The organism is Brachybacterium equifaecis (assembly GCF_023509525.1).
Classification (GTDB): domain Bacteria; phylum Actinomycetota; class Actinomycetes; order Actinomycetales; family Dermabacteraceae; genus Brachybacterium; species Brachybacterium equifaecis.
Genome location: NZ_JAKNCJ010000001.1, coordinates 741156 through 753267, shown reverse-complemented (window position 1 = coordinate 753267; position 12112 = coordinate 741156). Strand labels below are relative to the sequence as shown.

Annotated in this window: 10 protein-coding genes; 4 read left to right on the top strand and 6 right to left on the bottom strand. The window is 69.6% G+C overall.

The features are described 5' to 3' along the window. Positions 1-46: 46 nt before the first annotated feature. Together Bequi_RS03480 and Bequi_RS03475 are read right to left on the bottom strand one after the other, a co-directional pair. Positions 47-610, bottom strand: a complete 564-nt coding sequence (locus tag Bequi_RS03480) for a hypothetical protein (RefSeq protein ID WP_249736554.1) — start codon at positions 608-610, stop codon at positions 47-49. A 26-nt stretch (positions 611-636) separates the two neighbouring features. Next, positions 637-1578 carry a hypothetical protein gene (locus Bequi_RS03475; RefSeq protein ID WP_249736553.1) on the bottom strand — a complete coding sequence of 314 codons (942 nt, stop codon included), beginning with the start codon at positions 1576-1578 and terminating at the stop codon, positions 637-639. Between the two features lie 185 nt (positions 1579-1763). On the opposite strand from Bequi_RS03475, the gene Bequi_RS03470 reads away from it, so the two are divergent. Further along, the gene (locus tag Bequi_RS03470) at positions 1764-3188 is read left to right on the top strand and encodes a DUF3375 domain-containing protein (RefSeq protein WP_283774673.1); all 1425 of its coding nucleotides are present in this window, start codon (positions 1764-1766) and stop codon (positions 3186-3188) included. Here the strand turns inward: Bequi_RS03470 and Bequi_RS03465 are convergent. Then, positions 3158-3553: an MGMT family protein gene (locus Bequi_RS03465; RefSeq protein ID WP_249736551.1), complete on the bottom strand. Its 396-nt coding sequence runs from the start codon at positions 3551-3553 to the stop codon at positions 3158-3160. The two genes, Bequi_RS03470 and Bequi_RS03465, sit on opposite strands and share 31 nt — an antisense overlap. Positions 3554-3631: 78 nt before the next feature. Between Bequi_RS03465 and Bequi_RS03460 the strand changes: the two genes are divergently transcribed. Next, positions 3632-4324 carry a DUF4194 domain-containing protein gene (locus tag Bequi_RS03460; RefSeq protein ID WP_249736550.1) on the top strand — a complete coding sequence of 231 codons (693 nt, stop codon included), beginning with the start codon at positions 3632-3634 and terminating at the stop codon, positions 4322-4324. A 74-nt stretch (positions 4325-4398) separates the two neighbouring features. Here the strand turns inward: Bequi_RS03460 and Bequi_RS03455 are convergent, their stop codons facing one another. Beyond that, on the bottom strand, positions 4399-5037 hold the full coding sequence (locus tag Bequi_RS03455; protein WP_249736549.1) for a PKD domain-containing protein: 639 nt from the start codon (positions 5035-5037) through the stop codon (positions 4399-4401). A gap of 530 nt (positions 5038-5567) precedes the next feature. Beyond that, positions 5568-6206, bottom strand: coding sequence for a DUF6318 family protein (locus Bequi_RS03450; RefSeq protein WP_249736548.1), 639 nt, complete (start codon positions 6204-6206; stop codon positions 5568-5570). A gap of 134 nt (positions 6207-6340) precedes the next feature. Between Bequi_RS03450 and Bequi_RS03445 the strand changes: the two genes are divergently transcribed. Continuing rightward, positions 6341-7375 (top strand): alcohol dehydrogenase catalytic domain-containing protein, encoded by a 1035-nt coding sequence (locus tag Bequi_RS03445; protein WP_249736547.1) that lies wholly within the window; start codon positions 6341-6343, stop codon positions 7373-7375. Positions 7376-7425: 50 nt separating this feature from the next. Here Bequi_RS03445 and Bequi_RS03440 read toward each other — a convergent pair whose 3' ends face one another. Next, on the bottom strand, positions 7426-7980 hold the full coding sequence (locus tag Bequi_RS03440; RefSeq protein ID WP_249736546.1) for a hypothetical protein: 555 nt from the start codon (positions 7978-7980) through the stop codon (positions 7426-7428). A 167-nt stretch (positions 7981-8147) separates the two neighbouring features. On the opposite strand from Bequi_RS03440, the gene Bequi_RS03435 reads away from it, so the two are divergent. Next, the gene (locus Bequi_RS03435; protein WP_249736545.1) at positions 8148-11546 is read left to right on the top strand and encodes an ATP-binding protein; all 3399 of its coding nucleotides are present in this window, start codon (positions 8148-8150) and stop codon (positions 11544-11546) included. The last annotated feature ends 566 nt before the right edge of the window (positions 11547-12112 follow it).

Genomic DNA, 12112 nt, shown 5'->3' with positions numbered 1-12112 from the left:
GGGCAGGGGCATGTGCGCGCCCCTGCCCCCTCCGCTTACGAGCTCCTCAGCCCTGCCCCTCGACCTCGAGGAAGTCCGCCGGGAGCTCCGACGTGGGCTGGGATCGCGGGAGGCCCCGCACCCACTGCATGATGAGAGCCGCACCCACGATCGTGCCCGCCGCCAGGACGATCGGATCGAAGACCGCGATGAACTGCAGGACCGCGAGGATCGCCCAGTCGGAGTCCTCGACCGGACCGCTGCGGCCGATGGAGAGGCCGCGTCCCAGCTGCCATTGCGCGACGAAGGCCACCGCATGCAGGGCGACGGCTCCGAGCGCGACGAGGGCACCCGTTCGTCCGCGACCCCACAGGCGCCGGGCGAGCGCGGCCGAGAGCACCGCCACGATCATCACGAGTCTCTCGGCCACCCACGCCATCGCAGAGGCCGCCCGCTGCAGCCCCTCCCAGGTCGAGGGCGCGATCCCACCCTCGCCTAGCGCCACAGCGCCGAGGACCTGCAGGAGCGGGGCCGTGATGCCGAGCAGAGCCAGCAGGATGCCCGCGACCAGCAGGACGACTCCAGTGCGAGTCTCCCACGCGGCGAGCTCGCGTTCCCTGCTCCGTCGCATGCCCAGCTCGCTCTCGTGCGGGAAGCTCAGGAGGCGGCGGTGTTCGCGCTCTTGCGCACCATCCACGCCCCGTAGATCATCACGCCGACGAACACCAGCACCTTGATCGCATCGACGACGCCGCTGATGCGGAAAGCATCTGCAGTGAGGTTGCCGGCGAGATCCGTCATCCCCGCGGCGCCGAGCACGATCCCGGTGACGAAGCTGATGATGGCGCCGCCCACCAGCGAGACGACCAGGCTGACCAGCACGATGATCGCCCCGACGCGGGCACGACCGGTGCTCTTCACGATCGCGATGATCGAGACCACGAACGCCGCGATCGACAGCACGATGTTCGTCAGTCCGAACACGAGGCCGGAGAGGCCCACCCCGATCATCCCGGCGTCGAGCTCCGTGCTCTCGTACTGGTTGGCAGCCAGTGTCGCGGCGCCGAGGATCGCCGTCAGGGACAGCGCCAGGCGCACCAGGAGCAGAGCGATCGACAGGCCTAGGAGCGCGGTGCCGAGGGTGCGCACAGTCTTGGCGCTGGTCTGCGGACGCTGCGGTGCAGCGGTGCCCGCACCGCCGTAGGGTCCAGCGCCCGGGGCCGGAGCGGCACCGAAGGGCTGTGCGGAGGAGGGGCCGGAGGGCTGCGAGGCACCGTACGGCTGGGCCGAGCCGTACTGCGGCGCGGAGCCGTACTGCGATGCCGAAGAGGACTCGGTCGAGGGTGAGTCGAACTGGGGGGCGGAGCCGTACTGCGGTGCCGTGGACGGCGCAGACGATGAGTCTCCGTACTGCTGCGACGCTCCGTACTGCGGGGCGCTCGAGGGAGCGGGACTCTGCTGGGCCTGCTCGTACGAGGGCAGGGCGGAGGGCTCGGCGTGCTGCTGCCCGAACTCCTTCACCTCCGGCAGGTCCGAGGAGAAGGTTCCCTCTGCGTCGGGGCGGGCGTTCGGGTCGGAGGACTCGTTGGGGCTGCTCATGGGATCGCTCTCTGGTCGTGGGAAACGTTGCCCTCACGCTATCGCGGGACCGCAGCAGGCAGGCCCGGATAGACTCGTCGGCCGTGACCTCCGCGCCGATCCCTGACTCTGCCAGCGGCCGCGACAGCCGGCCCGTCGGCAGCGCTGCCGGGGCTGTCGCCGCCCGCAAGGACGCCTACGAGCAGCTGCGGCGCCTCAGCACCTGGCGGCTGCTGTCGGCCACGAAGGCCCCGGCGGTCCTCGCGATCCTGCAGGCGGTCTTCCCCGCAGGGGGTCGGCGCCTGCCCCGCAGCGAGCTGGTGGCACGGGTGGAGACGCACCTGCATCTGCTGCTGGACGAGGGCCAGTCCCGAACCGCCCGGACTGCTGCCGAGTACGTCGAGACGTGGGTGCGCGAGGGCTACCTGACGCGCCGCGACGATCAGCAGCGCCTGGAGACCACCTTCGAGCCGTCCCCGGCGACGATCGACGCGGTCCAGTTCATCGCCTCTCTGGAAGAGCATCGGCCGACGACGACCCAGTCCAGGCTGCAGCTCGTGCTGCAGCAGTTCGACCGCCTCGCGCAGGAGACGGAGACCGACCGCGATATCCGCCTGCGCGACCTGCAGCGCCGACGCGCCGAGATCGAGCGGGAGATCGCCGACCTCTCCGAGGGCGAGCTGATGCTGCCGGCGCCTGCCGCGTCGGCCGACCGCCTGCGGGACATTCTCCAGATCGCCTCCGAGCTCTCCGGCGACTTCCTCCAGTACCGCGAGGACCTGCGCGCCGTCGACCTCCACCTGCGCGAGCAGATCCTCTCGCCCGACGCCTCGCGCGGCGAGATCCTCGAGCAGCTCCTCGCGGGGGACGACCTGCTCGGCCAGTCGACCGTCGGCCGCACTTTCACGCAGTTCTTCCGCCTGCTCAACGATCCGGCGCAGACTGCGATGGCGCAGGACGTCATCGACCGTCTGCTGGAGCGGGACTTCACGCGCGCGCTCGGCCGGGAGGAGCGCGAGCGCCTCGCGAACGTCTTCAGCGACCTGTACGAGCCGGCGCAGGAGGTCCTCGACGTCAAGACCGAGCTGTACCGCTCGCTCGCGCGGTTCGTGCGCTCCCAGGACTTCCGCCAGCACCGTGTGCTCATGGACCTGCTCGCCGAGGCGCAGGGCATCGCGCTCGCGCAGAAGGACGAGGTGCGCGCGCGCTCGCCGTTCCCCCTCGAGCTCGACCTCGCGCGTGTGCGGATGAGCTCGGTCGCCCAGCACCAGCTGAAGGATCCCACCGACCCCGGCGCACCCGCAGAGGCTGAGGTGCACGATGCGACGACGCTCAGCGTCGAGGTGCTCGAGAACCTCGTGCGCGTCAACGACATCGACGTGATCGGCCTGACCGGATCGGTCAACAGGGTGCGCGGTCGCGGCGGGCAGGCCTCGATCGGCGATGTGCTGCGCGAGGAACCGGCGACGCAGGGCCTCGCGAGCGTCATCGGACTGATGTTCCTCGCCACCCAGTACGCGCAGCAGCGCGAGGGCTCCACCGAGATCGTCGCCTGGCGCGAGCTCGACGGCCGCGACTATGCGGCGAAGGTGCCGGCGTTCTACTTCCTGGACGACGTCCCGGTCGACTGAGGCGGGCTCGGAAGGTCGACCCAGGCCGCTTCGGCGTCACGTGCGAGGAGCTCCTCGTCGGCCCGGAAGTCGCTCATCCTGCAGCCCCGGCCGTGCGGCGCGACCGAAATCCCCTCCTTCTCCCACAGGGCGAAGGCGCGGGCGCGCAGAGGCGGAGCGACCTCACCCGATGCTGAGACGACACGCCACCACGGCACGCTGGAGCCCCAGTCGCGGAGGATCCGGCCGACGAGGCGCGGCCCGCAGCCCGCGATCGCACCGATCGTCCCGTAGTTCGTGACGCGGCCGCGGGGGATCGCCTCGATCGTGCGCAGCACGCGCTCGACCGTCAGATCATCCATCTGCACGCGGGGCTGGGGGTCCATGCCGTCGATCCCAGCAGATCTGTGCGGCGGGCGCCAACGGCGGCTGGGGAGCGCGCGGAGCCGGTACCCTCGGGAGGCGTGACCAACCCCTTCGCTCCCGCCGCGCCCCGTGATGCCTCCGACGATGTCGATGCGCCGACCGCTTCGAGTCTCGGCAGTCTCGTGGACGAGTCCCGCCGCGTGCTGGTGGCCCTGCTGCAGGGACCGTTCCTCGACGGCCGCAAGGACACGGTCCGCTACAGCCAGCTCCTGCGCGACCGGCCCGCGATCGAGGCGCGACTGGCGGATCTGTTCCTCGAGCTGGTGCTCGACGACGACGCGCAGGTGGCGTTCGTGCGTCAGAGCGAGTCCGATCCCGATGCCCCGAAGCTGCTGCGCAGGCTGTCGGGCATGAACCGACTCGATTCCGTGCTGATGCTGGTGCTGCGCCAGATGCTGCTCACGCAGTCCTCCCGCGGCCAGCGCGCAGTGGTCTCCGAGGCGGAGATCCAGCAGGCGCTCGCCGCATACCGGCGGACCGCCTCGACCGACGAGGCCGGGTTCGCCAAGGAGGTGCGCGCCTCGATCACGAAGCTCCAGCGCGCAGGCCTGCTCGAGGAGCAGGGCGACTCGTTCGAGGTCTCACCGGTGCTGCGTCTGATGATCGGTCCCGACACGGCCCGCGAGTTCATCGAGCTGTACCGCGAGGCGGGGGTCGCGATCGAGGGCGGCTCGACGGAGGTTCCGGCCGACGAGGACGAGTCCGCACCGAGCGCTGACGCCGAGAACTGAGCGGCGTCCCCGCGAGGCGCCGGCCGACGGGGCACCGGGCCACAGGGCTCCGCCCCGGGGGGTCTCGGAAGCGCTCAGCCCTTGCGGCGAGCGTCGGGGTCCTGCGGGCCTTCGGTATCCGGGGTGCGGGGCGGGATCCAGGGGTCGGCGCTCTCGTCGACAGGGATGTCAGGATTCACGAGCCGGGATTCCAGCGACTTCGAGAAGATCTCGACCGGAGGTGAGGCGATGTCGATCGTGCCGTCGATGTCCTGCCAGGGGCCGCCGTTCACCGAGAACTGGCCGCGGAACGTGGTGGTGAGGGTGATGTCGTACCAGCCCTCGTAGCGGTAGGTGTGGGTGACGTCGAGCGCGGGGAAGGGGCGTCCGGGGCGGTCGGTGGTGATGGTGGTGCCGTCCCCGAGGTCCCAGGTGTACTGGCTGGGGATCGCTCTGACCTCCACGGGAATGCCGAGCAGCGTGGTGGGCAGAGTCTGCTCCGCAGTCTCGGCGTAGAGCACGAGATCCATGTTCACAGGGAGCCAACCATCCGGCGGGCCTGCGTGCGCAGGGAGGGGTTGCACGGGGAGGGATGCGAAGTCGGACTGCGTGACCGTGATGACGATGGGAGTTCCGTCGGGGGCGGCGGCGTTGCCGGGCTGGCCGGGGAGGGCGCACGAATAGCTCTCGCCTACGACGGTCCCGGTTGCCGCCAGCGTGAGAGTGCGCTTCACCGTCTGACCCGCAGTTGCCCCTGGATTCTGCGCTGCTTTCCATCCGCCTACGTAGAGTGCATCTCCCTCGCCGCGATACGAGCCTGTGGACGCCGCTTCGCAGGAGCCGCGAGGTGCGGAACAGTTCCAAGCGCTGCCGTCGGTCGAGCCGCAGCCTTGACGAGATGCGCGCACGTATTGCTGGTCTATTTGGAACATTTTGCGGATTGTTTCGGCCGCTAGGCTCCTAGGTCTGACTGGAGACGAGGAGCTGTTTTTGTGACTCTTTGCCGTGGCGGCGTTTTCTTTAGTGGTGGCGGATCGGCCCGATTCTGCCTCCTCGAGGCGGGCCTCAGCCGCGACCCCCACATTTCGCTTCCCCAAACTACCCTTCATCCCAGATCCGCGCGGAAGTTCGGAGTGGTCCGGAGTCGCTTCAGAAGTCGAATTGTTCTCCTCCGCCTTGGGGGTGGCGTGGGCGGAGGCAGGAGTTAAAATGACTACCGCGACTAGAAGGCTGGCGCAAATCGCTTTCAATGATCTTGGGGCGCTCATGGCCCGTCCCAGGATTTTGACTCGACATCGTAGTCCGACACGATCCATCGACCGTTGTCCCAGTTCAGCCCGCCGACGGTGTACATCAGGACTGCCGCCGACTCTGCGGTGGAGCCGTCACCTCGAGGTGAGGTGTTCTTGGCGAGTACGAAGTCATACCCGACTTCTACCTCGTTGAGGGAAGAGTCGTACCTGTCGATCGAATGATCAGGCAGTTCTTGAAGGTCTCCACCGACCCAGAACTGCCCTTGGCTGCGCATGAATTCGATGGATTCCAGATTCTGTGTGCACCCCAGGCACTTCTCCGAATGGAGTGTCTTCAGCTCGTCGACATTCCCGGTCTGCGATGCCCAGACTGTCATCGCCCAGAAGTACCGGTACGCCTGGATGGCTCCGTCGTCGGTGTGCTGGTCCATACCCGGGTAGTCCGCGCGGTCGGGCTTGGGGATGGCGGGGGTCGGTGCGGCCGTGGTCGCGGGCGGGGCCTCGCTCGTTGCGGGAGCTGGAGCTGCAGTGGGGCTCGCGCTCGGAGCCGCTGAGGGCGTTGCGGCAGTGTCGCCGCAGGCTGCGGCGCCGCAGAGAAGGGCTGCGGCGGCGAGGGGGGCGAGGAATCGTCGGGCATTCTTGGCGCGCACGGCTGGCCTCCAGGGGTGGGATTCCTGAACTCTAAACCGCGCAGAACCGGAGGAACAGGGCTTCCCGGGAATGTGGATAACTGCGTCAAGGGGCCTTGATCGGCTCAAGGTGCGGTCTCTTCTACGCTGGTCCCATGCGCGCACTCGTCCTCGATGTCCCCGGATCGACCCCGCAGGTGCGGGATATCCCCGCCCCGGAAGCCCCGCCCGGAGGGGTCGTCCTCCAGGTGGAAGCCGCCGGTCTGTGCCGCTCCGACTGGCATGCCGCCGTCGGGCACGATGCGACCGTCGCCTTCCCGCACGTCCCCGGCCACGAACTCGTCGGCCGCGTCCTCTCGGTCGGTGAAGGCGTCTCTCGCTGGAGGGTGGGGGACCGCGTCACGTCCCCGTTCGTCTGCGGATGCGGGCACTGCCAGTGGTGCGAAGCGGGTCAATCACAGGTGTGCCCCGACCAGACGCAGCCCGGGTTCACCCACTTCGGTGCCTTCGCCGAGCAGGTCGTCCTCCACGCGGCCGACCACAACCTCGTCGGCGTCGGCGAGGGCCTTCCGGCGGAAGCGGTCGTGCCGCTCGGCTGCCGCTTCGCGACAGCCTTCCGCGGCCTGCGCCAGCGCGCGCAGCTGCACGCCGGGGAGCTTGTCGCAGTGATCGGCTGCGGGGGCGTCGGCCTGTCGGCCGTGATGATCGCGGCGGCCCTCGGAGCCCGTGTGATCGCGGTCGACATCAGCCCGCGCGCGCTCGAGCTCGCGCAGCGCCACGGTGCGGAGCGCGCGGTGCTCACCGCCGGGCTCGACCCGCAGGCGTCGGCCGACGCCATCATCGCGGCGACCGGGGAGCGGCCTGCGGTCACCGTCGATGCGCTCGGTCTCGAAGCGACCCTCGAGACGGCGCTGCAGAGCCTCGCTCCGCTCGGCCGCCACGTGCAGATCGGCCTGTTCGCCGCGCCGCCGGTGACGGCGCTGCCGCGGATCATCGGCCAGGAGCTCTCGCTTCTGGGCAGTCACGGCATGGCATCAGGCGGCTATGGAGAGCTGCTGGAGATGGTCCGCGACGGAAGGCTGCGCCCGCAGGATCTCGTCACCGCCTCGATCGGCCTCGAAGAAGCCGGAGCCGCCCTGATGGCGATGGGCGACGCCCCGCCTGCGGGGATCACGATCATCCGACCGTGATCGCAGGCATAGTGCGGTGATGCGAATCGGTCTCGGCCCTGCCGTTGAGATCAGGACTTCGTATAGGTCAGCGTGTTGTTCGCAGGGTTGGCATCCTCGAGGATTTGCCCGGAGAACGTGTAGTTGGCGGGCTGAGAGATGCGGTCGGGCCAGTTCATATTGAAAGTGACGCCGTCGTTCGGGCGGAATCCGGTCTTAATGGTGATGGTCCAGGTCCAGGTCCGGTATCCATCGGTGCCGGTGGTGACGGTGGGATTGCTCAGACTGAACCATTTGGTCGCAGCATTCGACGTGCCAAGGCTCGGGGTGGCGCGCTTGGTCGTGCTGCCACTGGTCTGGGTGACAGAGATGGTGACTGTGCCCTCGCGTGTGGGCCGGTCCGCGCTGAGGTTCCGCAGTGCGAGCGTGTCGGTGTGCGCGGCCTTGTTGGTGTCGCCGAGGTTGGACGTGCGAACGAGGGTGAAGTCCGTGCGGGAGATCGCTAGGGCGGGGGCGGCGACCATCACTGCGGCCGTGGGGACTGCCCAGGCGGTGCCGCGCAGCAGTGCGCGGCGTGAAGCGGGGGTGCGCTTGGGGGAGGGGGTGCCGGAAGAGGAAAGGTGCATATTTCAACCAGTCACATCCTTACCGGCGGGTTGTCTAGGGGTTCAGGGGGTAGAGGTGTGCAGGTCGCATTCGTTTGGTGCCGCAATCCGGCATGTGTCGCATTTGCGAGGTTCTGCGGGTCGCAGGCCGCAGATATCCCCGGAGGCTCGCTCGGTAGACTTCTGCGGTGCCTCCCACTACTGACAACTCCCCGCAGAGCGGCCTGGATCTGCCCGGCGTGCCCCTCGCTCAGCCGGAGGGCGCCCACGTGAGCACCGACCCCGACCACCCCCACCCCGGGCAGTGGCGCCTCACGCACGTGCAGGTCAGCAACTGGGGCACGTTCCACGGCACCCATGACCTCGAGATCTCGCCCAAGGGTTTCTTCCTCACCGGCGGCCCCGGCACCGGCAAGTCGACGCTGCTGGACGCGATCAGCGCGCTGCTGACACCTCCGCGCACCCTGCACTTCAACGCCGCGGCGTCGGACGCCGGGCCCGCGCGCTCGAAGTACCGCCGCACTGTCGCCAGCTACGTGCGCGGCGCCTGGGCCATGCACTACGACGCCGCGACCGGCGAGTTCAGCCAGGAGGTGCTGCGCGAGAAGTCCACGCTCTCGGTCATCACCCTGCGCTACTCCGACGGCGAGGGGGGCACGGTGCAGCTCACCCGCCTGCTGCTCCTGCATGCCGGGCACAGCGCCGACTCCGACGTGAAGAGCCTGTACGTCATCGCACGGCAGCCGCTGGATGTCACGGATCTGCGCCAGTTCGTCTCCACGCAGATCGAGGGCAAGGCGCTGGAGGCCGCGCATCCGGGCACCGAGACCTTCCGCCAGTTCCGCGAGTACCGCGCGAAGTTCTGCCAGCTCCTCGGCATCCCCGACGAGAAGGCCCTCGGCCTCCTCCACAAGATCCAAAGCGCCAAGGAGCTGGGCGACGTCAACGCCCTGCTGCGCGACTACATGCTGGAGGAGCCGCGCACCTTCGAGCTCGCCGACCAGGCGCTCGCGAACTTCCACAACCTCTCCGAGGTGCACGACGCCCTCGTCAACGCGCGCGAGCAGCGCGACCTCCTGCGCACGCTGCGCACCGCCCACGAGTCCTGGAAGGCGATGCGCGAGCGCGGCGGGGAGCTCGTGGATCGCCGCAGCGACATCGATGTCTTCGCCGCCCAGCACCTCGTGCGCCTGCTCGAGAGCGAGCAGGAGCGGCTCACCCTGGAGCGCGACCGCGTCGGCGCACAGCAGCGCCGCCTCGTGCAGGACCTCGCCGAGTCCCGCGCGGATCTCCTCCAGCTGAAGGAGCAGCGCCGACGCGCCGGCGGCGGCGAGATCGACGACTGGAAGCAGCAGATCGCCGGTCTCGACGTCGAGCGCGAGCGCCGCAAGGAGCGCGCCACCGAGTTCTCCGCGCAGCTCGCGACCGTCGACCTGCGCACTCCCGTCAGCGAGGACCTCTTCCTCGCCACCCAGCGCGAGGTCGCGTCGCTGCGATCGGCCCTCGAGGAGGAGGAGCGCAGCGCCGGCGAGCAGAGCTGGGAGGCCGAGGCATCCGTGCGCGAGCTGCGCGAGACGCTCCAGCGCACCACCGCCGAGCTCGCCTCCCTGACCTCGCGCGCCTCGAACCTGCACTCGGAGGACGTCGCGATCCGCGACGCGATCGCCCGCGAAGTCGGCATCGCCCCGTCGGACCTCCCTTTCGCCGCGGAGCTGCTGCAGGTCAAGGACGGCGAGGAGGAGTGGACGGCCGCGGCCGAGCAGGCGCTGCGCGGGCTCGCCCGTTCGATCCTCGTGCCCGAGCGCGTGTACCGGGAGGTCGCCGGGGTCATCGACCGCACGAAGCTGCGGCGCCGCATCTCCTACAACCGCATCGACACCGACCTGCGCCAGCCCGTGCGCCGCATCGACGAGCGCACCCTCGCCGCGAAGATCGACGTCAAGGACGGCGAGTTCCACGGCTGGCTCGCCGGCGAGATCGCCGCGCGCATGGACTACGCCTGCGCGGAGAGCCTCGAGGAGTTCACGCGCCTGCCGCGCGCCGTGCTGCGCTCGGGCCAGATCAAGCACTCGGCCTCGCGCCACGAGAAGAACACCGACCGCGCCATCAACGACCGCTCGCAGTGGGTGCTGGGCTTCGACAACCGCGGCAAGCGCAGCGTCTTCGAAGCGGAGCGCACCCGCGCCGAGCAGGCCCTGTTCGAGGCGCAGGCGCGCCGCAAGGACGTCGAGGCCGACGCGGAGCGCCGACGGGAGCGGCTCTTCGCCCTCCAGGCTCTCAGCGCCGTGACCTGGGATGACATCGACGCCGCGTCGATCGCCCGGCGCATCGCGAACCTGCGCGACATGGTGCGCGCCGCGGAGTCGGGCTCGGAGGCCCTCGCCGACCTCGCCCGTCAGGTCGACGACGTCGAGCAGGCCATCGCCGACGCCGACGAGGAGCTGCTGGAGGTCGTGCGCACCGCCGGCAAGCTCACCGAGCAGACCGATCGGGCTGCAGAGCGACTCACGGCCGCGCGCGGACGGCTCGCCGAGAGGGAGCTCAGTCCCGAGGTGGAGGAGGAGCTCGCCGATCGCTTCTCGGCGATCGCCCCCGCTCTGGTGCTCTCCAACATCGACCAGGTCACGAAGGACGCTGCTGCGACCCTCGACGCGGAGCTCGTGGATCTCACCCGCCGCACCTCGCGCGCCGAGGAGGACATGCGCACGGCGATGCGCGAGTTCGCGCGGCGCTGGCCCGCCGAGGCCGGCGACACCGACGCGACTCTGGATGCGGCCGACGACCACCTCGCGATCCTCCGGCGGATCGAGGAGGAGAAGCTCCCCGAGGTCGAGGACCGGTTCTTCGACTTCTTCACCGGCAACACGCTCGGCGACGTCCAGGCGCTCGCCACCGCCATCGCGCGCGAGCCCGCCGAGATCCGCAAGCGCCTGCAGCGCATCAACGCGCTGCTCAGCCAGGTCGAGTTCCACTCGGGCCGCTACCTGCAGCTCTCGATGCGCCCGGTGCACCTCGCTGCGCTCGACGAGTTCCGCTCGACCCTGGAGGCCGCGGTCTCCGGGACGGTCGAGCACGACATGACCCGCGACCGCGAGCTCGCCGAGGAGCGGTTCCTGTCGCTGCGGCGCCTGATGGAGATGATCTCCGCGGCGCGCACGCAGGAGGATCAGGTCTCCCGCGCGATCCTCGACGTGCGGCGCCACGTGCACTTCCACGCCGAGGAGGTCGACGCGACCGGCGTCGTGGTGCACGCCCACGAGTCCGGCGGACCGCTCTCGGGCGGTCAGAACGAGCGCCTCACCACCTTCTGCCTGGCTGCCGCCCTGCGCTACCAGCTCGCCGGCACCGGCGTCGACGTGCCCCGCTACGCGCCGATCATCATCGATGAAGCGTTCTCGAAGGGCGCGGGCAAGTTCATCACCGCCGCGATGGAGTCCTTCCGCCACTTCGGCTTCCAGGTCATCCTCGCGAACCCCGGCAAGAACCCCCAGGCCCTCGCCCCGTTCATCGGCGGCGTGGGCGTGGTCGCGATCCGCGAGGACCGCTACTCGAGCGTGAGCCCGATCGAGTTCGTGCCCGTCGGCTGAGCGGGGGCGGGGTTGGGGCGGGGCGGGCTGCGCCGAGCGCCCGCCCACCACCACACCAGCCTCCTGCCCTACCTCGTCGATGCTCGTTGAGAGTCACGTCAGGAGTCGAGATGCGTCCATCTCGGCTCCTGGGCTGGATTTCGGCGGGGTAGCGGAAGGATGGCGAGGGCGGCGGTGCAGGGGTAGGCGAGGCGCCGCTGACTTGTCCGAAGCGTGCGTGTGGGCGAACCCTCCCCGACCTTCGGGGTCCACAATCGAAGAGGTGGCGGGGACGGCGGTGCTCCGAAGCTTCTAGCGTCGCTGCATGTCCTCCTCTCCCGGTAGTGAGCACTCTGCTCTCAGTCCTCGCAGGCGGGCTTCCGCACGCCCCAGTTCGCTGGGGCGCTTGGTGCTGAGCCGGGAAGCGCTCCTCGACCGCGGCGTCACCAGCCGAAGGCTCGCGAGCTCGGAGTTCACGCGAGTGTTTCCAGGGTTCTACACGCTCACCGAGGTGCCGGCAGGTGTGCGGCAGATGTGCCACGTGCTACAGACGCAGGTGCTCCCCGGTGTGGTGCTCAGCCATACGA